Here is a 26,236-nt window from a genome sequence, read left to right as displayed (position 1 = left end):
TGTTTTATTGCGTTGTTGTTAGGCTTGGGCTAAAGCCAAATGAATTTTTGTGAATAGAAAAACGGGCTAAAGCCCGTTCCTATTGAATTGCATTAGTGATATTAGTGAAAATATTAGTGTTATTCGTGTTTAAAATGGAAATTTTGTATAAAAACACTCTATCCACAGCCTTTGTCACTCCGTAGGAGTCTCAGAACTCTTTATAAGCTAATTGTAATAGAGATTTCTCCGGAATGATAAAGGCAATGTTACAACTTTAGTGCACATGAAGTTCTTATGTATTAAGGTTTTCAATCCTTTTTTGATCATCAAGAGCATAAAAATAATTCTGAAAAATATTCAAAATATCAAATGTTAAAGAATAATAAAATTCACGGCAACCCGTTTAAATAATATAATTTCCGTAAATTTGGGTTAATTCAAAAAGAAAAAAATGAAAAATCTTTTTTTAAGTATATGTACAGCGGCAGTATTGGCTTCATGTGGATCCATGACAAGCCCGTCTGCATCTAAAGTAGGAAAAGCTCAGCCTGCTCTTGCCAGCACAAAATGGACACTGGCTGAAACGGTAAAAGGTAAAGTTCCGACATTAAATATTGAAGGAGAAAAGATCACTGGAAATGCAGGATGTAACAACTATTTCGGAACAGCTACAATAGATCCGTCTACAGGAAGTTTTGCAGCGGGACAGATGGGATCTACGAAAATGATGTGCAGCAACATCGGAGTAGAGCAGAACTTTATGGATATGATGGGAAAAGCTAACAAATATGTGGTTTCCGGAAATACTTTAGAATTGTACAAAGACAATCTTTTGCTATTAAAATTCACTAAATCAGAATAAAAAAACAAAAGGAACTCAATTGAGTTCCTTTTTTATGTTTAGAGTGTTATTAATCTTCCTCTTCTTCGTCGTACTTAGCCAACTCTTCATCGCACCATTTGAATGCTGCTTCTACTACTTTAGTAGCCTCGTCTGCCATCGTTTCTTCATCATCACCTTCAAGATCATCTAACCACTCAACTTCTTCTTCCTCAACGTTTAAGATAAATCTTGGATATTCTGTATGAACCACGAATAGATCCTCTGGAAATTCCGAATTATCTGCTAATAAAAACTTTGGTAATTTCATTTTTTTAATGTTTTAACTTTCTCAAAGATAATTAAAATTATTGATTTAAGATGACTTCAAAAACATTTTTGAAACTTTTTCAGCTTTTTTGCTTTCAGAATAATCGTAGAACCCTTCTCCTGATTTTACACCCAGTTTTCCGGCTGTCACCATATTCACAAGCAGTGGGTTCGGAGCGTACTTAGGATTTTTGAAACCGTCATACATAACGTTCAGAATAGCAAGGCATACATCAAGACCAATAAAGTCTGCCAGCTGAAGCGGACCCATTGGATGAGCCATTCCCAGTTTCATTACCGTATCAATTTCTTCTACACCAGCCACTCCGTTATAAAGGGTTTCGATAGACTCATTGATCATTGGCATTAGAATTCTGTTGGCCACAAAACCTGGATAATCATTTACCTCTACAGGAACTTTACCCAAAGTTTTACTCATTTCATAAATGGCATCAAAAGTCTCTTTGGAAGTAGAGTATCCCTTGATAATTTCTACCAGTTTCATGATAGGAACCGGATTCATAAAGTGCATTCCGATTACTTTATCAGCTCTTTTGGTAGCCGCAGCAATTTTTGTGATAGAAATAGAAGAAGTATTAGTTGCAAGGATACAGTTGGCAGGAGCCAGTTCATCCATCTGACCAAAGATCTTTAATTTAAGATCCAGGTTTTCTGTAGCTGCCTCTACAATAAGATCTGCAGAACCTGCAGCATCATTCAATGCTGTAAAAGTAGTGATGTTACCTAAAGTTTCAGCTTTTTGCTCCTCTGTAAGGTTTCCTTTTGCAATGATTCTGTCAAGATTCGTAGTAATGGTTTTTAAACCTCTGTCCAAAGCTTCCTGGGATACATCTACAAGATTTACTTTAAAACCGCTTTGTGCGAAAGTATGTGCAATACCATTCCCCATGGTTCCCGCTCCGATAACTACAATGTTTTTAATCATTTTTCCTTTATTTTTTATAGATAGTTAAATTTTTTGCGTCTGTAAGATCCGATTGTGTGACAACAGCTGTAGAGTCAAAGGTAACATTTCCTACACTCTGGCTTTTTTTACTGTTATTCTGATTGGAAACAGTAGCCGTTAAACCTCTTATCAATCGTTTTTTCTGATTCTTTGTAAGAAAATCGGTGCCAACATACAATGTATATTCGCCTTCTCTTCCCATCCCTTTTTGGATCAGGACTTCCAGGCTTTTGATCTGGCTTTTGTTCTTAAATTCTTTCAGAAAGCTCATCACAGGCTTATCAGAGGCAGGGCCACAGCATACACTTCCGTAGCTGATCTCTAAATAATTCTGATTCTTCTGTGCGTAAAAGAGCGTGAAAGCAAACAGAGCCGTTGGTATTATTATTTTTTTCATGTTAAATCGCTTTAAAAATAAGCTTAAAATTTTACTTATTAAAATATTCCCAAACCTCCCTGGAAATATCTGAAATCATCCTGCAGTTGACTGCATCCGTTTCCGTTGAATTACTGACAAATACGGCTAATGCATAATGTTTTCCATTCGGTAAAGTAATGATTCCTATTTCATTTTCCGCACCTGTCAAACCTGCTTTATTTTTCCCGGAAGCTCCCGTTTTTCTTGCCACGGGAGTGTTTTTGGGAAGTTGTTCCACCATTTTATTCAATCCTGTGGAAGTAGACCATAGTACTTTCATCAGATAATCTGTAGATTTTTTGGAAAGTATTTTCCCGTCATAGAATTTTTTAAGGACATCGACTGCTGATTTTGTCGTGCTGTAATTTTCATATTGAACATTCCAGTCTTTATGCATATCCTCTTCATTATATTTGATCTGAAAACCTTTTACTCCTTTGGAATCCATGAATTTTTGAACAGTCTGAGTTCCTCCCAATAATCTGAGAAGAATATCACAGCCGTTATTATCACTTTTGGCAACGGTATATTCAATCACTTCACTTAACGGAACTTCAACATCTTTTCCTGCATATTGATCACGAAGCGGCGACCACGTATTCTCTAGTAAATTTGACTGATCCAGTTTGATTTTCTGATCCAGAGAAAGCTTTCCCTGGTCTATGGCATTCAGAACCGTTGCGGCAATGTGAAACTTGAATACACTTTGCATTGGCAGCTTTTTGTCTGCGTTTTTATTGTATGTAAAACCATTTTCAAAACCTAGGACAGAAACGGCCACAGTAGCTTTTTTGTTCTTAAGGATTGAGTTTATTTTCTGTTCTAATAAAGAAGTCTGGGCAAAGGTAAATGCTGAAATCAGAAGAAAAAAGAATGCTGTTTTTTTCATAATATGATCATTAAAAAAGCCCTCTTCTGAAGACCGGAAGAGAGCTGCAATTTAAGACAATTATTACTATTTTAATTCAAAATAATTCAGATTAACACCATCATTTTCAAAGACAATTCTGATCTTGTTTTCCCCTTTCTGAAGGCTGATGTTTTTTGCTGATACCGTTTTCCAGTTTTCATTTCCACCTGTCGATGCCAATGATACTGTAGCTAAAACTTTTCCTGAAGCCGTTTCAATTCTTATTTTAGAATCGTTGGCCGCAGAATATCTGATATCCATCGAATAACTTTTGTCTCCTTTGGACTGAACTGTGTACTGAAGCCATTCTCCGGTTTCTGTTTTTCCTACATAATACTGATTGGTAACTTTATCATTACATTTATATATATCTACCCCGTCATTTCTCATCTGCTGTCCGGAGTTCCATTCCGATCTTTTAGCCGGATCACTTACCCAGAGATTAATAAAATCCTTATCCAGATACGCAGCCCCCATTCTTCCCAAATCATATTCTGAAGCAAATATTCTTCCCGGAGCCTGGTGATTTCTGAAAGGTTTTGTAGAAGCATCTGTAATCTGTCTGAACATCGCATCAATTACATCTCTTTTAATTTCCGTATTGTTCAGTTTATAATTGTCGGCAATCTGTAGTAAAGCTTTTTTGGCATATTCTTTAGAAGGCTTTTCACCTCCGTTTTTCCAGTAATCCAACAGCTTTTCATATTCAGGCGTGATTTTTACATTGGTAATTCCCGCGATATTATCAATCTTTTTCATCGGCCAGAAGGCGTATCCTATATTATGCTTGCCCAAAAGCTGAATCAGCTCGGTAAACCATACATTGGAATTCTCACCAGTTTCCCCAAGCCATATTGGCATATTGTGTTTCTCTCTGAGATCCAGCGCGAATTGAATGGTTTGATCATCATTGTAATTCCAGTATTTATGAAAACTGAAGGCCATATTATTATCCCAGATCGCAGGAAGCCCGTTATAATTGTTTCCCCATCCGTTTCCTTCAATAAAAATAATATGTTTTTTATCAACTTCTCTAATAGCTGCAGTGATGTCTTTCTGAAGCTTCCAAAGTGGAGCGTTAGACATTTCATCTGTGCCATTCGGGTTTTTCCCGGTGAAATTGATATTGGGTTCGTTAATCAGGTCATACCCTCCAATCCATGGATTATCTTTATACCGCTCAGCTAGTTTTTTCCAAAGCGCAATCGTTTTTCTCTGGTTTTCTTCATTAGCCCAAAGTGAAGGCTTGGATTTGTCATTATCAGAGATGTTCGCATCATTTCCCTGACCTCCCGGTGCAGCATGAAGATCCAGAATAAGGTATATTTTATTATCGGTGCACCATTGAAGAAGGTCGTCAGTCATTCTAAAACCTTCATCCAGCCATGTATCTTTTCCTTTTGCAGGTTCTTTTTCAATAGGAAGGGTGTAAAGGTTGTAATGCATCGGCAACCTTATAGAATTGAATCCTGCTTTGGCTAAAAAGTCGATATCCTGCTTTGTGATTCCATTTTTCAGGTAAGCTTTGTAGAACTCATTCATTCCGTCTTCACCAATCAATTCTGCAATTTTCTCCTTAATCTTATACTGAGGGCCTGCAAAATCAGCAGTTTTCAGCATATATCCTTCCTGTAGCATCCAACCGCCGAGCCCAAGGCCTTTCAATTGAATATTTTCACCTTTATCATTAACGATTTTTTGTCCTGAAGTCTTCAGTAATTGTGATGTCCCAAATTGAGACAATAAAAGTGCGGATAATAGAATGGCTCTTTTCATAGTAGTTTCAATGATTTAAATAATAGGAATTTTTTAGAAATTAGTCATAATGAATGGTGGCATCATAGTAAGAATCTACATTCAGACCATTTATTCTGCCAGGAATCCATTGCGTGTGTAAAACAAAATCTTTCAATTGTTTATTGAATTGTTTTTCAAATATATTGTTTTTTTTGTTTTGAAATTCACTTTTTACTGATAAATCCTTAATTTTTCCGTTTTTAGTAATAATAAAAGAAGCTGAAGTGTAGGAATAAAACTTTTCCTTTTTTGATTTATATCCTTGGGGAGTAGGAAATTTTTTTAGATAATCAGTTTGTAGTTTTTCAAACTGATTGTCTGCGGTAGAGTTAGGATAGCGCGAAATATCATCACATTCTTCATATGAAAATATTTCATCGGGATGATTTTTTATAAACAGTTGCTTTGCGGTAAAGCGCAATGAGTCTATAAATTTCTTTCCGAATCTTTTTAAAATAAGTCTGTTCATCTCGATTTCCCGGCAGTTTTCATACTGATCATTCGGAAACCTTACACAAGATATGGGAATTTGCTGTGTTTTTATATGATTCTGATTCAGAAGCTCTATAAATTCCTTTTCACCCAGATAATCATAGCCTAAGCCAGAGAAATTGGTCCAGATATAATTTTTATAATTGAAATCATTTTGTGCCTGCTTTTTTTGATCATCACAATCTATCTCGTAACCATTTTTTTTCTGATGACAAGATAGCATTGTGATTGCTGCCAAAAATAGTGCAGACTTTATTTTCATGTTAACTGATCAGTTTCATAATCTCTAAAGCCACTTTCAATGCTTCAGTTCCATCTTCAAGAGAAACTTCTACATTTTTGTCGCCAGTAATCGCATCAGCGAAAGAATTTAATTCGTCCAGAATAGCATTGTTAGGCTGGATATTCGGATATTCAAACAGAATCTGGTTCTTTTCTCCCTCTGCATTTTCAATGATCATATCAAATGGAGTAGGGTTTTCAGGAGCATCTTTCATTCTGATCACTTCAGCCTTTTTCTCAAGGAAGTCAACGGAAATATAAGCATCTTTCTGGAAGAATCTGCTCTTTCTCATTGCCTTCATAGAAATTCTGGAAGTCGTAAGGTTGGCCACACATCCGTTCTCGAACTCTATTCTTGCGTTGGCAATATCCGGAGTTTTGCTGACTACACAAACACCACTTGCGTGGATATTTTTCACTTTGGATTTCGCAATGCTTAATAAGATATCAAGATCGTGAATCATAAGATCCAATACCACAGAAACATCTGTACCACGGGGATTAAACTCTGCCAGCCTGTGGATTTCAATAAACATCGGAGTACTGATATATTCCTTGGTAGCAATAAACGCTGGGTTGTATCTCTCAACGTGTCCTACCTGTGCTTTGATTCCTTTTTCCTGGCACAAACGAAGAATTTCTTCTGCCTGCTCAAGAGTTTGGGTTACCGGCTTTTCAATAAAGAAATGAAGACCTTTTTTAATAGCTTTTAAAGCATAATCATAATGATAAACAGTTGGAGTGACAATATCAAGCATGTCAATCTGCTCAAGCAATTCATCAAAATTTTCAAAATATTTATATCCGAATTCGGCTTCTAATTTCTTCCCGTTTTCAATATCTTTATCATGGAAACCTACAAATTCATATCTATCTGACTGATTAAGAAGTTTTAAATGTATTTTTCCCAAGTGTCCGGCACCTACCAAACCTGCTTTTAACATAGCTGTATTAAATTTTTGTAAAGATAGTGAATGTACATTTATAAAATACATGACTTTTCACTTGGTGATAGTCAGGAATGAACGTCTTCATTCATTAAAGAAATTATACTAAATTCACGGTCAGAAAAATAGCTATGAAGAGAATAATTTCGATTGTAATCATTTCTGGATTATGTACTGCAGGATGTATAGGAGATAGTCCATATGATCCGCAGGCTCAATGCGGAACACCAACAAATCTGATATTTGAAAAAGGAAATAACAAGCTTTCCTGGAGCTTTATCAGCCAGGGAGAAGGATATTTTGAAATACAGTATGGGGAGCAGGGGTTCACTTTGGGAAAGGGAACTACAGTGGTCACCAACAAGTATTTTTATAATCTTCCTCTCTATAAAGATAATAAATATGACCTTTATGTGAGAAAAAATTGTGGAACAGCTAATGGGCGCAGCCATTGGGCAGGACCTGTTACCGTATTGGCTGGCACTACAACTACCTGTGTAAAGCCAGAGTATGCAACCTATTCAAAAACAACCTCTTCTGCGAATTCTTCTATTTTTGATGCTACAGTATCCTGGGAAAATGATGGGGTTTCTGCATATGAAACGGTTTTGACAACAAGTTCTGCTCCTCCCGCAAGTGGAGATTTGGTGTTTGCAGGTCAAAAAGCTATTTATGTAGGATTAAGTAAAACAGTGAATTATAACTTTTTTGTGAGAAAAAGATGTGCTGATAATACTTTTAGTGATTTTTACGGACCTTATCCGATAAAGTGGAATTAAGAAATAAAAACCAAGCAATCAAAAAATGATTGCTTTATTTTTGTGGATAATTCTTTGCTTCAATTTCTGAAATCTAATTTCTAATTTCTTACTTTTGTCAAATGCAGGATTCGTTTGTACATAAAGGAAAAAGAAAGATTTTAGTAGATTACCTTCGAAACAGAATTGGTATTTCGGATGAAAATGTACTTTCGGCGATGAGTGAAGTTCCGAGACACCTTTTTATCGAAAGTATTTTTGAAGATTTTGCCTATGAAGACAGAGCATTTCCTATTCTGGCTCATCAGACCATTTCCCATCCTTCCACGGTAGCGGAACAGTCTGAATTACTGAAGGTAAAACCGGGTGAAAAAGTGTTGGAAATTGGAACAGGATGCGGATACCAGACCGCAGTGTTAATGGCGATGAAAGCTCATGTCTATACGGTGGAAAGACAGAAAGACCTGTTTGATTTTTCCAAAAAGAAACTCAGGGAACTTCATCTGTTTCCAAAATTCCAAAGCTTTGGGGATGGTTTTGCAGGACTTCCTACTTTTGCTCCTTTTGATAAAATTATCGTTACATGTGGCGCTTCTACATTACCCACAGAGCTTTTAAAACAACTGAATGTCGGAGGAATAATGGTGATTCCATTAGGTCCAACGGATGAGCAGGTTTTATACCGATTTACAAAAATAGGTCCAACAGAATTTGAAAAAGAAGAATTTGGAGCTTATAAATTTGTTCCGATGCTTGGAAATACAAATCAGTAGAATAGATTTGGTAGACTTAGTGGTCTCAAACACCAGTTCTTTGTGAGAAACATCTTATCAGTAGAAGCTCACTTTTATTCGTTTTTTCAAAAAAAATCATTTGGATTTAATCAAAATTTAAAATCTTTTAACTCCGTTTCGGAATGAAAATTGATGGAATTAAAACCCTCAGTATACAATCACGATCACAGAATATACATAGATTTTGAATTAAACATTCAGATGAAAAGAAATAATTTTTTTAATATTAAAGTTCAATAACCTTACTTTTTGAGAGTGAGGTTTTTTTATTTAAAATCATTAAACAACAGTACAATGAAAGTTTTTATCAATAAAAGAATTCCCGAAACAGGAATTGAAATGCTGAATGAGGCCGGTCTGGAACTTATATTTCCGGAAAAGGAAACCCTTTCTTACGAAGAATGGATTCATTACTGTAAAAACACTGACACCATACTCAGTGTGGGCGGAGATTTCAAATATGATAAGAATTTTTTTGATGCCTGCCCGAATGTCAAAGCCATTGCCTTATATTCTGTAGGATTTGATCACGTTGACATTAAAGAAGCTACGCAAAGAAATATTCCGATAGGGAATACTCCTGATGTTTTGAGCAGAGCTACTTCAGATGTTGCTTTTTTACTGATGCAGTCTGTTGCCAGAAGAGCAAGCTATAATTTTCAGAAAGTAAAAGATGATAACTGGGGAACATTTGATCCTCTACACGCCCTGGGCCAGGAATTATATGGAAAAACACTGGGGATTTTTGGATTGGGCCGAATCGGGTATGAAATGGCTGAGAAATCAAAAAAGGCTTTTGGTATGAACATCATTTACCACAACCGTCATGAGAATGAAGAAGCAGAAAAAGAGCTGGGGGCAGCTTATGTTTCTTTTGAAGAATTGATCAGAAACTCAGATGTATTGAGTGTACATGCTAATTTTACCCCTGAACAGAAAGAATTGTTTAATTATTCAATATTTGAACAAATGAAGCCAGACTCGATTTTCATCAATACAGCCAGAGGAGGTTTTCACAATCAAAAAGATCTGTATCAGGCACTCGTTGACAAAAAAATCTGGGGAGCAGGTCTGGATGTTACCAATCCGGAACCAATGTCTGCAGATGATCCTATTCTGGGACTTTCAAGTGTCTGTATTCTGCCGCATATCGGTTCTGCGACTTTAGAAGCCCGAAATGGAATGGCCAAACTGGCTGCAGGAAATATTATCGCTTTTTCAAAAAATGAAAAAATGCCGAATTGTGCAAATCCTGACGTTTATTCTCATCAATCATCATAACTTGGAATTATTTTTGTTCTGATGATATAAACCTAAAATCTTAAATACTATGGCACCAGAGAAAAATATTAATGAGCAAAACAAGAGGTTAGAACAGATGGATTATAGCCCTAATGAAGATATATTTAAGAGAGAAAAACATATTTCGCTCGATGGCGACGGAAATCCTATTCTGGATGAAGACTTTGATGAAGATAAAATTGATAAAGGCTTAGATATCCCTGGAGCTGAGGATGATGATGAAATGGAAGAAATAGGAGAGGAAGATGAAGAAAACAACTACTGGAGTCTCAGTGATAATGAAGATGACCATGAAGAAGAAAACGATGATGTTTTAACTTAAATTTTAACGATACAAAAACCAGCCTTATTGAATTTCAGTAAGGTTTTTTTATGCTGAATAACGACTAATATGGGTAAGGGCAATTCCCCTCCCTCGGAGGGGTGGATTCGAAAATTCTTTAAATTTTTGAAGACGGGGTGGTTCCGTAATGCAGCACAATAAAATCCTCCAACTCCTTCATCACCAGACTCAGATTATTCCTCACATCAAAATCACTAATCCTGAAAACCAACAACCCCAAAGATTCAAGATATTCTTCTCTTATCCCGTCATAAATCTGTTTTTCATCATGGCTTGAACCGTCTATTTCTATAATGAGGCCAAGCGTTTTTACATAAAAATCAACGATATAATTTCCGATAATCCTTTGTCTGTCAAAATCAATGGTATAGAATTTTTTTGCACGGACTTTTTTCCAGAAGATCACTTCTCCCAAAATCCGGGCTTTACGTTTTTCTTTTAATAATGCTTTTAAATAGGGATTGTAGGGCAGGTTCTCAACGAAATTCCTGCGGATAGGAATTCCGTTGATGACGGTAAGAATTTCTTTCATTGTTGTGTTTTTGACCACCCCGTCTTCCAAAGTTGTTAACTTTGAAATCCACCCCTCCAAAGGAGGGGAATTGAGGTGTGTTTATTCAAATATAGTATTTAATATTAAATGATAGTCGATTTACAGTTTTCATAATTTTGCTTAAACCTTAAACCTTAAACCTTAAACCATTCTTTACTTCCCTCTTGCCTATATTTCCTATTTTGAATATCTTTAAAACTTCAAACATTGTTTAAAAACATAGACCTTTAAATAGCAATATGACATTTCAAGAACAGATACAGCAGGGGATTCCTAATCAGCTGCCGCAACCCAAACCATACGAGACCAATATCAACCATGCTCCGAAGCGTAAAGAAATTTTAGGGGAAGAAGAGAAAAAACTGGCATTGAAGAATGCTTTACGTTATTTCGAACCTAAGTTTCATGCAGAACTGATTCCTGAATTCAAGCAGGAAATTGAAGATTACGGAAGGATTTATATGTACCGTTTCCGTCCGGATTATGAAATGAAGGCAAGGCCTATCACAGACTATCCCGGAAAATCTGAGCAGGCGAAAGCGATCATGCTGATGATTCAGAATAACCTGGATTATGCAGTAGCACAGCATCCACACGAACTGATTACGTATGGTGGAAACGGAGCAGTTTTCTCCAACTGGGCACAGTATCTGCTGACCATGAAATATCTGTCTGAAATGAGTAATGAACAAACTCTGGTGATGTATTCAGGACATCCGATGGGATTATTCCCATCTCACAAAGATGCACCAAGAGTGGTTGTAACGAATGGTATGATGATCCCGAACTATTCCAAACCGGATGATTGGGAGAAATTCAATGCATTAGGTGTTACTCAGTATGGGCAAATGACGGCAGGAAGTTATATGTATATTGGCCCTCAGGGGATTGTTCACGGAACGACGATTACCGTGTTAAATGCTTTCAGAAAAATCAAGAAAGAACCAAAAGGAGGACTTTTCGTTACTTCAGGATTAGGAGGAATGAGTGGAGCTCAGCCCAAAGCAGGGAACATTGCTGGTTGCGTTACTGTATGTGCAGAAGTGAATCCTAAGATCACGAAAATCCGTCACGATCAGAAATGGGTAAATGAGATTCATGAAGATCTTGATGCATTGGTAAAAAGAGTAAGAGAAGCACAGGCGAACAAAGAAACAGTGTCTTTGGCTTACCTTGGAAATATTGTAGAGGTTTGGGAGAAATTTGATCAGGAAGATTTAAGAATCGATATCGGATCAGATCAGACTTCCCTTCACAATCCATGGGCGGGTGGTTATTATCCTGTAGGACAAAGTTTTGAAGAATCCAATACCATGATGGCTGAAAACCCTGAGTTGTTCAAAGAAAAAGTTCAGGAAACGTTGAGAAGACACGCTGCGGCCATCAATAAACATACAGAAAAAGGAACTTATTTCTTTGATTACGGAAATGCCTTTTTGTTGGAAGCTTCCAGAGCCGGAGCTGATGTAATGGCAGAAAATCCGACATTAGGAAGAGAATTCAAATATCCGAGTTATGTACAGGATATCATGGGACCTATGTGTTTTGATTATGGTTTTGGGCCGTTCCGTTGGGTATGTTCCAGTGGAAATCCGGAAGATCTTCAGAAGACAGATGATATTGCCTGTGCAGTATTAGAGGAAATGGTTAAGAACTCTCCTGAAGAAATCCAGCAGCAGATGAAAGACAATATCCAATGGATCAAGGGAGCGCAGGAAAATAAACTGGTAGTAGGTTCTCAGGCAAGAATCCTTTATGCAGACGCAGAAGGAAGAATGAAAATTGCTGAAGCTTTCAACAAAGCCATTAAAAATGGGGAAATAGGACCCGTTGTATTGGGTAGAGATCATCATGATGTTTCAGGAACAGATTCTCCTTACAGAGAGACTTCCAATATCTATGACGGATCAAGATTTACAGCAGATATGGCCATTCACAACGTGATTGGGGACAGTTTCCGTGGAGCTACCTGGGTTTCCATTCACAATGGTGGTGGAGTAGGCTGGGGAGAAGTGATCAACGGAGGTTTCGGAATGCTCCTTGACGGAAGTGATGATGCCGACAGAAGATTAAAATCCATGCTTTTCTGGGATGTAAACAACGGAATCTCAAGAAGAAGCTGGGCAAGAAATGAAGGCGCTGTTTTTGCCATTAAAAGAGCGATGGAAGCAGAACCAAACTTAAAAGTAACACTTCCGAACCTTGTAGACGAAAACTTATTGTAATATAAAAATTCAACATTGGCAACCATCAACAAAAAATTGTTTTCACACCTGAACGTAGAGGATAGTGATCCTGTATGGGAGAAGTTTGCTGAGGTTGAATTTTCAAAGAAAAATATATTTACTGACAACAAAGCCTATCTTGTAGAAGATGGGCTTGTCCGTAAATACTACATCAACAGTACCTCAGATATCGATACCGAGATCTGTGCAGAATTCTACTTTCCCGGCGATATTTTTACTGTGGAAGAAAAAAGCTCTGATGCCGTTTATGAGTCCATCAACAAAGGACTGGCCTGGGAAATCACCCTGGATGAGGTGAAAAAACTGTTTGCTGTCAATCCGCACTGCCGTTTCGTACAGAACTATTATCTGAGCAGAAAGCTCAACGCTGCAATGAAAAGGGAAATGCTCCTGCTGAAAAACACTCCACAGGATCTTTATGAATATCTGTTGAAGAACAAACCCCATTATATTCAAAATATTCCTCTGAAATACCTGGCTTCTTATATCGGGATTACACCTATCTCTTTAAGCAGAATCAGAAAAAGAATTTTGTAAGATGCTGGAAATTTGAAGATAATAAAAGAAGTTACTAAGACTATATCATATTGCTGAGTTTTTTTAACATAGAACGTTTATAAAATCCTTACTGTTAATTCAAAGAAAAGGCAATAGAAACTGTAGAGAAAGAATCAACTTCCATCCTCCATCTTCCAACCTTAAAAACGCCCTCATTTATTATCTTTTGTTTATTGACTGGCCTTCCGTAAGTTTCTTCCTTTGCTGAAAAAAGAATATGGAAATACAAAAATTAAACTGGGCAGGTGTAAAACTCACTTCACATAACAAAACCATCTTAATAGATGCTGTAGAAGATTTCTCTTATTACAAACCCGTTTTGGGAGATGCTGTAGAAAATCTCATAGAATTTTCAGACCATGTACAGGCAGATTATATCCTGTTTACGCATATGCACCTTGATCATTTTGATAAAGGAGTGATCCGGAAATGCTTAAAGAAAGACGGAAAACTGATCATCTACGCAGGACTGGAGCCTATTGTAAGAAAACTTGTACCTGATGTTGAAATGATCGTTCTTGATCTTGATGAAACCTTCACAGAAAACAATATCACCTTCAAACCGGTATTTGCGATGGATGGTGTGGGAGAAATACAGTCTTCGTGGATTGTAGATGATGGTGATACTAAAATCTTTCACGGAGGAGATACCATCTGGCACAACCAGTTCTGGAAGCTTGGAAAAGAAAACCCCAATATCGATTACGCTTTCTTACCCGTAAACGGAGTAGTAGTCAATTTTGAGATCATTGGATTAGAATATAGCCCTGTTCCCGCTTCCCTAAATTTGAAAGAAGCCTTTGCTGCAGCTCATCTTCTGCATGCTAAAAAGCTGGTGCCTATCCATTACGGATTGTTTGCCCATGAGAAATGCTATATCCCTCAGGTTTTTGATGATCAGGATTTAAAAAACATTTCTGAGGAAGTAGGACAGGAGTATTTGATTTTAAAAGATGGTGCAATGCTGGTAGAATCTTAACTAATATTTGTAAGGAAAACTGTCATTCTGAGTGAAATGCAATGGAATGAAGAATCTCAATATCAATAGGAACGGGCTATTATCCTGAGCATAGTTGAAGGAAGTCCGTTTTCTTTATGCATAATATGAATTGGCTTTAGCCGAAATTTAAAATTAAGTTTTGGCTAAAGCCTTTTGTATTTTTCTTTTTTATATCGGGCTAAAGCCCGACGCTATTGATGATATTATTAGGATTTCACCCCTCCATATCTGAATTTGAGTTTATAATTTGAAAATAAAATGATAGACTTATTTAGATGTATTCACCAAAAATTTCTGACATCTTTGTTTTCCAATTAAGTGGTAAATTATCCCAATTATTATCCCATTCCAACGTTTTTTTATACGCTTTGTATGGCTTTTCAGAATTAGCTTCATAGCCTAATTCTTCTTCAACACTATTTGCCATTACAACAATTCTTCCATTTCCATTTAGAGCGTCTGCAATTGGTTGATTATATTTTGCTGCATTTGGTTCTGCTAAGTCTAAATCATGTACTACTATTGGTTTTATTCCCATTGAAGTTAAATATTTTATTAAGCCAATTATAGCGGCTTTTCCGCGAGCTTTAATAATTTCAAAGTCAGATAAAATTTTAAAGTATTTAGCTTTATCTAAAAGTTTTAACGTTTCGCGTATTAAGATATCTTCTGTATCCCCCTCAACAATTATTACATTTTTAGTAAAGAATATTCTTGATACGTAGTTATCAACTTTCATTATCATTTTTACATAAGTTTTATCAGCTGTTTGAAGTTCTTTAAATTTTTCAGTAACATTAAAAGTATTGCATTCAACATGGTTACCACAATTATAAAGTCTATTCAATATTTGCTTCGGTTTACGTGATAAATCAATGATATATGGTGAGTGTGTTGATGCGATTATTTGTGAGGTATTAGAACTTAATTCGTAAATTGCTTCTCTCATTTGGTTTGCAGCGCTTGGATGCAAATATGTTTCAGGTTCTTCAAAACAGACTATTAGTGAACGAGCATGATCATCTTCTTTTTTTGATAACCATGATTGTCTATATCTTAACATACCAAAAACAGCTGCTCTTATCATTCCAGTACCTTGATTATCAACAGAAGTTTTTATATTACTTGACATTTCAACATTGAAGACAGGTTTGAGACTTGATGGATCACTTAAACTTGTAGTGGCATATAATTTAGAATCTGGAAAAACGGTTGATAAGACGATGTTTAATTCATTCATCATTTTTCCAAATTCAGATTCGTCATCTTGTGGATCCAATTCCTTTGCGAGATTATTTAGGTGAACTTGAGCGTTTTTAAAATGTTCAGAATTTTCTCTAACAGTTTGAAATAGTTCTCCAAGTGTAGTACTAAGAACTCCGTTGCCAGAACCTTGAATTTCATGTAATCCAACATCAACAGGAATTAATAAAAACCTTGGTAACATCTTAAGTACATTTCCAGGAATTCCACCTGGATTTTGAAACCAAGTTTCTTCTTCAGCAATATCCCAAATCTCATCAATTAAGTCTAATTTTTCTAATGCAGCTTTACCTTTTCCGATATTGGATTGTAAATCAGGGAAATATTCTTCAATAGCTTCCTGGGACAGACCATTATCAATGTAATCTTGAGGCTTTTTACAATCAGAATAAATATCCTTTATCTTTCTAACTTTTGATTTAAATTCAATAATGACATCTTTACCTAATTCATATGTTTTTTTATAGATAACAGATAAGCCTGTTTCCTCAGAATCTTCTGATTTCTCATAACTAAAAATTCTGCCTTTAAATCCTCTCCATGTTTTTGCTTCATCAGGAAGATTTCTAAATTCAGCTTCAAGTGTAATTATATTTGTATCAACTTTTACTTCATTAGTCTCATCATCTATTATTGAATGAAAATCAGCTGTTGTTAATTGTTTTTTTGCAGTTAATAAGATATCTATTGCTTTTATAATTGAACTTTTACCACAATTATTTTGTCCAATAAGAAATGTTGCATCTCCAAAAGTTACATTTACTTCTTTAAGTCTTTTATATCCTGAAATTTTTAATGAATATAGTTTCATATATATTATTGTATTTCTTCAAATATAGAAATCTAACATAAAATATATCTACGGTTTTCCGTAACCAAAAACACCGAGCTCCAAAACATCCCCATTTGTAACCTCCCCAACCCCCTCCAAAACTCTAAAACAACAGCAAAACACTCCTCCCAAGTCCTACATTTATTAAAAACAAGTCTGTTTGAAACTTCCCAAGAACTTGGAAAATCTCCTGCAAGTTGGGGGAAAACTCCCAAGACCTCGGGAGGTTTGTTGCAGGTATGTTTGTAACAAAACAACTTTTTTCTATATTTGATTATTAATTTTTTAAAACCAAAAACACAAAAAAATGAAAATTGCCCTCACACAGCTGAGTACTAAAGATCTTGCGACTTTAGCTCAGAGAATTCTTTCTAATGTCCAATCCGGAAAATACCCTGTTATTAATAATCATCCTCTTGTAGGCGCTTTGGCGTCTTCCTATACAGAATACGACAAGGTCTATACAAAGCAGGTCTACAGCGGAAAAGGGAAAGACGTAGCTACTGCCGATCACGAAAGAGATACCGCCTATGCCAATCTGAAATCTTTCCTGAACGGCTATCGTAAACTACCTTCTGCGGCCAACTATCAGCTGGCAGAGGATCTCTACAGAGTATTCAAAACTTTTGGGCTGAACCTGGACAGGCTCAGTTACTCTTCACAAACCGCTCAGATGAAGAAGCTTATAGAAGCATTAGAAACTACAGAAAACAAACAGAAGATTACACTTCTTTCTCTGGATGCAGCCTTTGCAGAGATGAAAGCTAAGCAGGATGCTTTTGAGATCATGTTTGCAGAGCAGGCGGGAGCTAATGCCGATCTTCGTCAAATGACGAGTGCGAGTGCTATCCGTAAAGATCTGGAAAAAACATTGAAAACTTATCTTAATCTGCTCACGGTGATGAAAGAAGTATCGGGCTGGGAATTGCTGTACAGTGATACCAATGAGTTGGTGAAAGCTGCTAAAAACTCTACATCAGAGAAGAAAGAGAGTGGTGAAACTCCACAGAAATAAGTTTTGGTTTTTTTGTTGGAGAACCGCAAGGGCATAAAGTTTTTATCTTGATGTGTTTTGTAAGATGAAAGAGAATCTGATATTTTCAGCAAGTGGTACGGTATTATTTTCCAAAAAATTAATAGCAATTCCAACCTATTCTTTCACTAATGCATCTTTATAAGAAAAGAATCCTATGAAAATAACCATACCCAAACCTTGTCATGAAAATTGGAATGCCATGACAACAGATGAAAAAGGAAGATTTTGTGCGGTCTGTTCCAAAACCGTGCGAGATTTCAGAAGAGCATCGGATGATGAGATTATAGATGTTTTTGCTGATGCTTCGCAGGAAATCTGTGGAGCTTTTAATCCATCACAGCTCAACAGGGATTTGCATTATTCTTATATTAATTCTCTTTTTGTAAAGTTTGCCGTGGGCTTTATGCTGACAACAGGAGGGATTGTAAGTGCTAATGCACAGCAAAATAAAACCTGTGATGCCTTAAAAACTGAAGATGAACAGGAGATTGTTTTCAGTACTCGGAGCGACAGAAAATTGCTTGGTTCTGTTGCAGTAATGCCTGCCAGTGCTTTATTAGAAGACAAAGAAAAGGAAAATAAAGAAATTGTATCCAAATTATCAGGAGTAATTGGGAAGGCACCTAAAGATAATAGCAATATACGTATTGGTGGAGCTCCTTCAAGCGGAGCAGTCTATAAACCTATGTATATTGTAGATGGGAAAATAAGTGATTTTGAGGCAATAAATGCACTGGATCCTAATCTGATAAAAACAATGAATGTTCTGAAAGGAACTTCTGCTGTAGTAAAGTATGGCGAAAAAGCCAAAGATGGGGTAATCGTAATTACTACAAAAAGAAAAAAATATAAAACAAATTAAGACTCTTTATTTTCCCACAGATCTCACAGATCTTTTTCATATTTATCTGCTTAATCCGCCTAATCTGCGGGAGAATATTGAGATTGCTTCACCTGCGGTTCGCAATGACAGTGGTGGTGTGAAATTTTATCTCCGATAAAATCCTTGCGCCTTACAACAGAAAGTTTTTAATGTCATTTTGCGCCTTAGCGTTTTTCCAACAAAACAATTATAACATAAAAAAAACTCAGCAATTCGCTGAGTTTTATTTTTTAAGCCATTTATTATTTCACAACCGCAATAGCCGCCTCATAGTTCGGTTCCTGAGCAATATCCGGCACTTGTTCTTCATAGATAATATTACCTGAAGGATCTATTACCACAACCGCTCTGCTCAGAAGCCCTTTCATTGGAGAATCTACCAGTTCCACCCCATAGTTCCAGCCAAAGTCTGAACGGAAATCGGAAAGCATGATTACGTTTTTGATGCCTTCCGCGCCACAGAATCTTTTCTGGGCAAACGGCAGATCTTTGGAAATACAAAGGACTACGGTATTGGGAAGGTTTCCTGCCTCTTCATTGAAATGATGTACAGAAGCAGAACAAACACCAGTGTCTACACTCGGAAAGATATTCAGAATAACGTATCTTCCTTTGAAGGAATCCAGGGTCTGGTCATTCATATTCACATCGGTAAGGGTAAATTTAGGAGCCGGTTTATTCAGTGCCGGCAATTTGGCATAAGTATGAACTTCTTTCCCGCCCATTAAAACTGTATTGATCGCTTTAGATTTTTGAGCAAAGCCCACCGCAGAGAAGAATAGCAGTGTGCCGCAAACTAATTTTGAAAACATGAAATTTATTTTTAAGCTAAATTATTCTTTTTTCAGGAGCTAAGATTAATTTTAATTCAAATAGATCGAATCTATTGTCAGATTATTTTTTTCAACACAATTTACTTTTACCTTTATATTATTAAACAGGGTTGTTTCAAAGGTGTCATTCTGAATGAAATAAAATGTAATGAAGAATCTCATATAGTAGATTATCATTAAGATTCTTCCTTCGTCAGAATGACAAAAGTCAGATAGTCTGACTTTTGAAACAATTTCAATCTTATCACATAAAAAAATAGAAAGATTTATGAGTTCAGAAAATACAGCATCATTTCATCACAACATTTTTAAAGGAGAAAACGAAATTCCGGAAGAATATAAAGTTCCGGTTATCCATCAGAGAGCTTATCTTTTAAATGGAGAACTGGTAGAGTGGAAAGGAGATGTCACGGAAATTTATTCCCCGGTATGCATCCCCACAGAAAACGGATTGGAAAGAAAACTTCTGGGAAGTATTCCGAATATTGGTCCGAACGAGGCGATGGAAGTTCTCGAAGCTTGTGTAAAAGCCTATGATAACGGTCTTGGTGAATGGCCTACCATGTCTGTGGAAGGACGTATCAAATGCATGCAGAAATTCGTATATCTGATGATCCAGCAGAGAGATCTGGTTATCAGACTACTGATGTGGGAAATCGGGAAGACACTGGCCGATTCTACCAAAGAGTTTGACCGTACGGTAGATTATATCAACCAAACCATTGATGCATTAAAAGATCTTGACAGGGAATCTTCCCGCTTTCAACAGGCAGAAGGAACCATTGCACAAATCAGAAGGGCTCCGCTTGGCGTAGTGTTGAGTATGGGACCTTTCAATTATCCTCTCAATGAAATTTTTACCACATTGATTCCGGCTTTGATCATGGGAAATACCATCCTGTTTAAACTTCCAAAACATGGCGTCCTTGCTCATTATCCTTTATTGAACGCTTTCAAAGAAGCCTTCCCGAAAGGAACGGTGAATACATTATATGGAAAAGGCTCAGAAATTATCACTCCCATTATGGAAAGCGGGAAAGTAAACGTTCTGGCTTTTATCGGTTCCAGTAAAGTGGCGAACGGATTAAAAAAATTACACCCGAAAGTAAACCGTTTAAGAGCCATCCTGAGTCTGGATGCTAAAAATGCAGCCATCGTTACTAAAAATGCGAATCTTGATGTAGCAGTAAGTGAGTGTATTTTAGGAGCACTTTCTTTCAACGGGCAGCGTTGTACAGCATTGAAACTGATATTTGTTCAGAAAGAAGTGGCATTGGAGTTTACAGAAAAATTAAGTGCTGCTGTCTCTGCTTTGAAGGCTGGGCTGCCATGGGAAAAAGAGGTGAAAGTAACTCCACTTCCGGAGGTCAATAAACCGGCTTATCTGAAAGAATGTATTGATGATGCTTTACAGAAAGGAGCTGCTGTACTGAATAAAGATGGAGGCTATACAGATGAATCTTTTGTTTTCCCGGCAGTTGTATATCCTGTAAACAGTGAGATGAAACTTTATCATGAAGAACAGTTTGGTCCTGTGATTCCTGTTGTTCCCTTCGAAGATATAGAAGAGCCTATAGAATATCAGGTGAATGCCTCCCACGGAATGCAGGTAAGTATTTTCAGTGAAGATCCTCATGAAGTAGCAAGACTGATTGATCCTTTTGTAAATCTTGTAAGCCGTGTCAATATCAACTGTCAGGCACAAAGAGGCCCCGATGTTTTTCCATTTACAGGAAGAAAAGACAGTGCAGAAGGAACACTTTCTGTTTTTGATGCACTCCGTTCATTCTCCATCCGGTCTCTGGTGGCGGCAAAACTGACAGATTCCAACAAAGAGCTGCTGAATACTATTGTCAGAGAACATGATTCTAACTTTTTAAGTACAGATTATATTTTCTGATTCTGACTGAAACAGTATTTAACATAAAATAAAAATCCTCAATAAACATCTTGGTTTGTTGAGGATTTTTTTAACTTAATGCCGGAAATTAGAGTTTTGTGTTATAATAAGATGGTATTTTTTAGAAATATCATCTAAGGATCAGTGTGTAAATCATGTCTTCACCCGAAAAAGAATTTTTAGAGAAAATTGAAAAGCACAAAGGTGTTGTTTTCAAGATCTCTAAAATGTATATGGATAATAAGGACGACCAGAATGACCTCTATCAGGAGATCATTTACCAGGCCTGGAAATCATATGGTGATTTTCAAAAGAGGAGTGATTTCTCCACATGGCTGTACAGAACTGCACTCAACACAGCAATTGTTTTTCTGCGAAGTGAAAAAAAACGTAGTTTTATACAGAATCAGAATGTCGATGGGCTGAATGCCCGGCAGGAACCTTATAATGATACGGATGATATGAATATGAAGCGGATGTATGAAGCTATCCATCAGCTAAGCCCCATTGATAAAGCCCTTATATTCTTTTTTTTAGAGGGTTTTTCCGGAAAAGAGATTGCTGTACAGCTGGGAATTACTGAAGTGAATACACGGGTAAAGCTGAAGAGAGCAAAAGAAAAGCTGAAAGAGATCATTACCAGACAGGGAACAGATTCCTATTAAAAATAACACTATGGATTTAGAAAATTTTAAAGAACTTTGGAATAAAGATACAGGGCAGGAATCCCCTGAAATTTCTCTGGAAAAACAGAAGGAAATACATTCTCCGCTGCAGATGCTGAAAGTGAATATGGAAACTGAATTCTGGCTGATGATTGTAACACTGCCTTTGCTGTTAACAGGTTTTCCTTTCGCCTCTAAGGATTCTAATATTAAAACGATTTCAGTATTTGTCACGATCCTGACCGTTGCTATTATTGTTTATTTTTATTCCCGCTTCCTGAAATTGTATAAGCTGCTTAGAAAAAACAGTACCAATACAAATTATGATCTGTTTACGCTCAAAACGCAGCTTCTCATCTCGAAAGAAATTTATATCTCATATTATATTTCTTATATCCCGCTTGGATTTCTTTTGTCTCTGATCCAGATCAGTTTTCATTTTGACAGGGAATATAACCTGGCTATTTTCGGGATCAGTCTTCTGATTACCCTTTTGTTGATTGCTTTTATTATCAGATACTGGATCTATTATATGTACGGAAGATACATTGATGATGTAGTGCGTTGGGTAGATGAACTGAATGGAATTGAAGTAAGACCAAAACGTGAAAAGAAAAAAACATGGTTTGAACGTTCACAGAAATTTTTCATGAATAAAATGGGAATTAAAGGAAACATCCTGAATACCGTCATATGGTTTGTATCTATGTATTTTTTTATTATTTTATTTCTGACAATTGTTCTTTTGATCATTATCATAGTAGGGGCAAAACTTGATTTTCTGGATATCGGATCATTGCAGAGGGCTTTAAATAAACTGAATTAGAAATTACGCTGTATTCTGTAAAATTTCTATCTTTAGAAAATTGAGTTGTAAAAAAATGTCACATGGATGATTTTAAAAATCAGGTGTATTCTATAGAAGAATTTCTGGAACTGGTAAAGAGCAAACAGGATAGGCAAGCATCCTTTGACCCGGAATATAATTATGCAGTCTATTCTTCAACAGATGAGTTTAAACCCGAAATGAAAGTTTTTATCGGAGATCCTTTGGATATTGGTGAGCATGATAATGAAATCTTACCTGATTTTGTTTTTCATAACAAACTTCATTATATGTGTTCTGATGAAAATATTCAGGATGTGGTAGATCTTGCTTTAAGACAGCGTGCTGATATTAGCTCTTCTCAGCTTATCACAGCTCTGAACCATTATCTTGAAAAAGATGATTTCTTAGATTTTAAATAATAAAAGAATTGAATACTTAAAATAAATAAGCTGATATCAAAAATATCAGCTTATTGTTTTTTTATGTAACATTTTTACTTTTTTTCTACTAACTGACCAGATCAGAAAAAATTATTTCGACTCATACTATTCTGAGGAAATAGTAAAAAAACTTAAAAAACACACAATGAGACCTGGCGGTATTTTCTGTCAGGTTTTTTTATTTCTTTTGTAAAAATCTGTAACAATTTTTTTAAACGAAAACTAACTCTATAGAGTAACAAGCTATGACCTCATTAGAACAAGAGTTTATCAGTAAAATTGAACAGCATAAAGGAATCCTGTTTAAGATTGCTAAGATGTATATGACTGATAAGGACGATCGTGATGATCTTTTTCAGGAGATTACCTATCAGCTCTGGAAAGCATTTCCCGGTTTCAGAGGTGAAAGTGAATTTTCTACATGGCTGTACAGAATCGCTTTGAATACCGCTATTATTTTCCTTAAAAAAGAAAAGAGAAGAAGCTTTATTTCTCATGAAGATTTTTCTAACCAACTCATTATCCAGGAAGATTATGATGATCGTAAAGAAGAGCGCCTGACTGAAATGTATAAAGCTATCCATCAGCTTAATTCTATTGACAAGGCTTTTATATTCTATTATCTGGAAGATTTTTCAGGAAAGCAGATTGCCGAACAAATGGGGATTTCAGAGGGCAATGCAAGAGTGAAAATGAACCGGGCCAAAAATAAACTTAAAGATATCTTAAGCCAAATAAAAACCAACCAACATTAAAATCAGTAATCCAATGAATATCGATGAATTGAAAAATACCTGGAACGAAGATATTGTGGAGGAAACTCCCGAAATAACCATAGAACAGAGAAATAAACTGAATCTTCCCCTTGAAAAAATACGTAAAAATATGCGTGTTGAATTCTGGTGGATGATAGGAATCTTTGTCTTTGCTTTTCTGGTGTGCTCTGTGTGCAGACCATTTAAACTTCAGTTGTACATAACCGTATTGATTGCCTCCATGCTTATTGTTACTGTTTTCTTTTTCAGCAAGTTTTTTAAACTGTATAATGAAATCAGTAATCCTGCACCTAAAACTTATGATTCTTTGAAAGATCTCGTGATGCAGCTCAATCTTAACAAACAGTATTACCTCTCATACTATATCAGTTTTGCCCCATTTCTGGTATGTGAAATCCTGATTGTCCTGGAGTTTATCCCGTGGCCAAAACCTTTGAGTGAACTGAAGATTGCAGTAGTGTTAATTAGTACAGTAACCGTAGGCTTATTTTTGCTTTATATTGTTGGAAGGTTCTGGTATCAGCGCTATTATGGAAGATACATCCAATATATTGAAGATCTTTTAGAAGAATTAAAAAGATAAAAAGAGTTCGGCGGGCTGAAAGCCCGCCGAAACTATATTCATTACTGTCCTTTATGTTCTTTTTCTTTGGCAATTTCGTTTTTTATCCAATCCAGCTGTGGGTCTTTTTTATCAATAATATCCTGCATGTTTTCAGTAACAGTCACATCAGGAACAACACCTTTCCGTGAATCTGAAAAACTGATATTAGGTTGTACTAAAAGTAATCCTATGGGAAATCTGATTTCAGAATTGGGAAGCTTTTGGTAGGAATAAAAACCGGCCACAGTTCCGTCATTGGCACCACCTGTTTCTTCTCCCACAAGCGTTGCTCTTTTATCATTTTTAAGTTTGGCGGTAATAATAGACGATGCCGAGAAACTTCCTCCGTTAATCAGTACAAAAATTTTTCCATGGAAGGCATCCTTTTTGGGTTTTGTAGGTTTGTCAGCTTTCATCTTGTAGAATACTTTTCCATCCTTTTTATAGGTACTGAAAGTCTGCGCAAGAAAAAAACTCGGATAAGCGATACTTTTAAGAGCATACTCTAAAGGAGTACTTTTTCTGAAATAATTGGTACGCAGAGGGGCATTTCTTGAAGTTAACTGAGAAGGTTTGATCAGCGTAAACGGCTCATCAGCTAAATAAGAATACAGGTTGTTGATTTCATACAAGGAGCCGCCATAATTATTTCGGACATCTATGATGAGGTAAGGAGATTTCGCAAGGTTGATCTTGGCAAAAGTCTTTTTATAAAACTCATCCGAATAATCCCTTGAAAAGCTTTTCACCTTAATATAAGCAATAGTACTGTCTTTGTCCAGAAACTTAAAACTTCTGTTATAAGAATTACTGGAAGCTACATAGTCGTTCAGTTTCTTTTCCGGGGTCTTTTTCTGCATTTCCTTATCCTTTTCAAGATCAGCGTCAGATTTTGTTTCTCTGGTTAAGGTATACGTCTTTTTTTCTCCCTGGTATAGGGTTTCGAGAGTAGCTTTGCTGTCAAATCCATTTTCGGCAGTATAAAAATTAAAGAACAGATCTTTTAAAAAATACGGGTGGAAAGTGGTATTATCACCATCACTGCTGATCAGACTTCTGTACTTCTTGATATAATCGGATACAGGAATATTATTGATGGATAAAATTTCAGTTCCCGGTTTTATATGTTCAATAGAATCTTTGTTTTGAATAATATACATCTGATCTCCTGAAATATAATATTCAAAACGGCTGAACATCCCTTTCTGATGTTCCAGCCTTTTTATTTCACTTTTGGTAAATTTTTTTCTGGGAATTCTCAATGAGAGATGTCCTTCCCGAATTCCTGCAATGACAGGTTGAAGTTTGAAATAAAACTGAAGAGGAGTAAGAGGCTCGGTGAGGGTCTGTTTAAGACTGTCAAATTTACGTTCCAGTTCCTTCCTGGGAATATACCAGTATAATTGAGGGTGCATTTGCTGTAGTTTTGAATACGCAAAGTCCACATCTTCTTTAAGTTGCTCCGGTGGAATACATGAGGCCCGTTGTTCGTTGTGTTTTTTTATAGAGGCACAAGACGAAAAAATAACGAGGAGAAATATTACCGAATAATTTTTCAATGTATCTGAGTTTTTTAGGGTGCTAAAATAGAAAGTTTAAAATTAATCCCGAGCTAAACGAGTAATAAATTTTTAAAAATACATGATAAATTTAGTTAAAAAATGGAGTAAAATGGA

The 26,236-nt window shown here is 36.2% G+C and carries 27 protein-coding genes; 16 read left to right on the top strand and 11 right to left on the bottom strand.

The window, feature by feature from the left end:
• Positions 1–433 precede the first annotated feature (433 nt).
• On the top strand, positions 434–844 hold the full coding sequence (locus PZ898_RS06280) for an META domain-containing protein (RefSeq protein WP_062671854.1): 411 nt from the start codon (positions 434–436) through the stop codon (positions 842–844).
• 49 nt (positions 845–893) lie between these two features.
• Here PZ898_RS06280 and PZ898_RS06275 read toward each other — a convergent pair whose 3' ends face one another.
• From PZ898_RS06275 to PZ898_RS06245, 7 genes are all read right to left on the bottom strand, one after another.
• Entirely contained in the window at positions 894–1,133 is a 240-nt protein-coding gene (locus PZ898_RS06275) for a hypothetical protein (RefSeq protein WP_002977986.1), read from the bottom strand.
• A gap of 45 nt (positions 1,134–1,178) precedes the next feature.
• Positions 1,179–2,075, bottom strand: a complete 897-nt coding sequence (locus tag PZ898_RS06270) for a 3-hydroxybutyryl-CoA dehydrogenase (RefSeq protein WP_170872097.1) — start codon at positions 2,073–2,075, stop codon at positions 1,179–1,181.
• A 10-nt stretch (positions 2,076–2,085) separates the two neighbouring features.
• Complete coding sequence (locus PZ898_RS06265) at positions 2,086–2,496, bottom strand: hypothetical protein (protein ID WP_277695058.1); 411 nt, start codon at positions 2,494–2,496, stop codon at positions 2,086–2,088.
• Positions 2,497–2,527: 31 nt separating this feature from the next.
• Entirely contained in the window at positions 2,528–3,406 is an 879-nt protein-coding gene (gene bla-A, locus PZ898_RS06260; RefSeq protein ID WP_277695057.1) for a CGA/CIA family class A beta-lactamase, read from the bottom strand.
• A 66-nt stretch (positions 3,407–3,472) separates the two neighbouring features.
• Positions 3,473–5,203 (bottom strand): cellulase family glycosylhydrolase, encoded by a 1,731-nt coding sequence (locus PZ898_RS06255; protein ID WP_062671865.1) that lies wholly within the window; start codon positions 5,201–5,203, stop codon positions 3,473–3,475.
• A 40-nt stretch (positions 5,204–5,243) separates the two neighbouring features.
• Positions 5,244–5,978, bottom strand: coding sequence for a hypothetical protein (locus PZ898_RS06250; RefSeq protein WP_277695056.1), 735 nt, complete (start codon positions 5,976–5,978; stop codon positions 5,244–5,246).
• Between the two features lies 1 nt (position 5,979).
• Positions 5,980–6,942, bottom strand: coding sequence for a Gfo/Idh/MocA family oxidoreductase (locus PZ898_RS06245; RefSeq protein WP_062671869.1), 963 nt, complete (start codon positions 6,940–6,942; stop codon positions 5,980–5,982).
• A 134-nt stretch (positions 6,943–7,076) separates the two neighbouring features.
• On the opposite strand from PZ898_RS06245, the gene PZ898_RS06240 reads away from it, so the two are divergent.
• From PZ898_RS06240 to PZ898_RS06225, 4 genes are all read left to right on the top strand, one after another.
• Entirely contained in the window at positions 7,077–7,724 is a 648-nt protein-coding gene (locus tag PZ898_RS06240) for a hypothetical protein (protein ID WP_123277748.1), read from the top strand.
• Positions 7,725–7,825: 101 nt separating this feature from the next.
• Positions 7,826–8,476: a protein-L-isoaspartate(D-aspartate) O-methyltransferase gene (locus PZ898_RS06235; protein ID WP_277695055.1), complete on the top strand. Its 651-nt coding sequence runs from the start codon at positions 7,826–7,828 to the stop codon at positions 8,474–8,476.
• Positions 8,477–8,791: 315 nt separating this feature from the next.
• Entirely contained in the window at positions 8,792–9,778 is a 987-nt protein-coding gene (locus PZ898_RS06230) for a D-glycerate dehydrogenase (protein ID WP_277695054.1), read from the top strand.
• Between the two features lie 49 nt (positions 9,779–9,827).
• Complete coding sequence (locus PZ898_RS06225; protein WP_062671877.1) at positions 9,828–10,121, top strand: hypothetical protein; 294 nt, start codon at positions 9,828–9,830, stop codon at positions 10,119–10,121.
• A 118-nt stretch (positions 10,122–10,239) separates the two neighbouring features.
• On the opposite strand, the gene PZ898_RS06220 is transcribed toward PZ898_RS06225, so the two are convergent.
• Positions 10,240–10,674 (bottom strand): endonuclease domain-containing protein, encoded by a 435-nt coding sequence (locus PZ898_RS06220; RefSeq protein WP_277695053.1) that lies wholly within the window; start codon positions 10,672–10,674, stop codon positions 10,240–10,242.
• 260 nt (positions 10,675–10,934) lie between these two features.
• On the opposite strand from PZ898_RS06220, the gene PZ898_RS06215 reads away from it, so the two are divergent.
• The 3 genes from PZ898_RS06215 (at position 10,935) to PZ898_RS06205 (ending at position 14,478) form a co-directional block, all read left to right on the top strand.
• The gene (locus tag PZ898_RS06215; protein WP_277695052.1) at positions 10,935–12,920 is read left to right on the top strand and encodes a urocanate hydratase; all 1,986 of its coding nucleotides are present in this window, start codon (positions 10,935–10,937) and stop codon (positions 12,918–12,920) included.
• Between the two features lie 15 nt (positions 12,921–12,935).
• Positions 12,936–13,478, top strand: coding sequence for a Crp/Fnr family transcriptional regulator (locus PZ898_RS06210; protein WP_120231613.1), 543 nt, complete (start codon positions 12,936–12,938; stop codon positions 13,476–13,478).
• Between the two features lie 238 nt (positions 13,479–13,716).
• Positions 13,717–14,478 (top strand): MBL fold metallo-hydrolase, encoded by a 762-nt coding sequence (locus tag PZ898_RS06205; RefSeq protein ID WP_277695051.1) that lies wholly within the window; start codon positions 13,717–13,719, stop codon positions 14,476–14,478.
• A gap of 292 nt (positions 14,479–14,770) precedes the next feature.
• Here PZ898_RS06205 and PZ898_RS06200 read toward each other — a convergent pair whose 3' ends face one another.
• Positions 14,771–16,573, bottom strand: coding sequence for an AAA family ATPase (locus PZ898_RS06200; RefSeq protein WP_277695050.1), 1,803 nt, complete (start codon positions 16,571–16,573; stop codon positions 14,771–14,773).
• A gap of 328 nt (positions 16,574–16,901) precedes the next feature.
• Here PZ898_RS06200 and PZ898_RS06195 point away from each other — a divergent pair, with 328 nt between their 5' ends.
• A complete protein-coding gene (locus PZ898_RS06195) occupies positions 16,902–17,609 on the top strand; it encodes a DUF6261 family protein (RefSeq protein ID WP_277695049.1) in 708 nt (235 codons plus the stop codon).
• 175 nt (positions 17,610–17,784) lie between these two features.
• Positions 17,785–18,492, top strand: a complete 708-nt coding sequence (locus PZ898_RS06190; RefSeq protein WP_277695048.1) for a TonB-dependent receptor plug domain-containing protein — start codon at positions 17,785–17,787, stop codon at positions 18,490–18,492.
• A gap of 263 nt (positions 18,493–18,755) precedes the next feature.
• Here the strand turns inward: PZ898_RS06190 and tpx are convergent, their stop codons facing one another.
• On the bottom strand, positions 18,756–19,325 hold the full coding sequence (tpx, locus tag PZ898_RS06185; RefSeq protein ID WP_277695047.1) for a thiol peroxidase: 570 nt from the start codon (positions 19,323–19,325) through the stop codon (positions 18,756–18,758).
• 289 nt (positions 19,326–19,614) lie between these two features.
• Between tpx and PZ898_RS06180 the strand changes: the two genes are divergently transcribed.
• The 6 genes from PZ898_RS06180 (at position 19,615) to PZ898_RS06155 (ending at position 24,539) form a co-directional block, all read left to right on the top strand.
• Entirely contained in the window at positions 19,615–21,246 is a 1,632-nt protein-coding gene (locus tag PZ898_RS06180) for an NADP-dependent glyceraldehyde-3-phosphate dehydrogenase (protein ID WP_277695046.1), read from the top strand.
• A 155-nt stretch (positions 21,247–21,401) separates the two neighbouring features.
• Positions 21,402–21,911 (top strand): sigma-70 family RNA polymerase sigma factor, encoded by a 510-nt coding sequence (locus PZ898_RS06175; protein WP_062675295.1) that lies wholly within the window; start codon positions 21,402–21,404, stop codon positions 21,909–21,911.
• 10 nt (positions 21,912–21,921) lie between these two features.
• Positions 21,922–22,737 (top strand): hypothetical protein, encoded by an 816-nt coding sequence (locus PZ898_RS06170; RefSeq protein WP_277695045.1) that lies wholly within the window; start codon positions 21,922–21,924, stop codon positions 22,735–22,737.
• A 62-nt stretch (positions 22,738–22,799) separates the two neighbouring features.
• On the top strand, positions 22,800–23,159 hold the full coding sequence (locus tag PZ898_RS06165) for a hypothetical protein (RefSeq protein WP_062675293.1): 360 nt from the start codon (positions 22,800–22,802) through the stop codon (positions 23,157–23,159).
• Between the two features lie 266 nt (positions 23,160–23,425).
• Positions 23,426–23,935, top strand: coding sequence for an RNA polymerase sigma factor (locus PZ898_RS06160; protein WP_277695044.1), 510 nt, complete (start codon positions 23,426–23,428; stop codon positions 23,933–23,935).
• A gap of 13 nt (positions 23,936–23,948) precedes the next feature.
• Positions 23,949–24,539, top strand: coding sequence for a hypothetical protein (locus PZ898_RS06155; protein ID WP_277695043.1), 591 nt, complete (start codon positions 23,949–23,951; stop codon positions 24,537–24,539).
• A gap of 41 nt (positions 24,540–24,580) precedes the next feature.
• Here PZ898_RS06155 and PZ898_RS06150 read toward each other — a convergent pair whose 3' ends face one another.
• Positions 24,581–25,975 carry a S41 family peptidase gene (locus PZ898_RS06150; protein WP_228436707.1) on the bottom strand — a complete coding sequence of 465 codons (1,395 nt, stop codon included), beginning with the start codon at positions 25,973–25,975 and terminating at the stop codon, positions 24,581–24,583.
• Between the last annotated feature and the right edge of the window lie 261 nt (positions 25,976–26,236).

It is taken from the genome of Chryseobacterium sp. WX (genome assembly GCF_029542485.1).
GTDB classification, from domain to species: Bacteria; Bacteroidota; Bacteroidia; order Flavobacteriales; family Weeksellaceae; genus Chryseobacterium; species Chryseobacterium cucumeris.
Note: the sequence above shows the minus strand (reverse complement) of the source record. Positions and strands in the feature narration are given on the sequence as shown.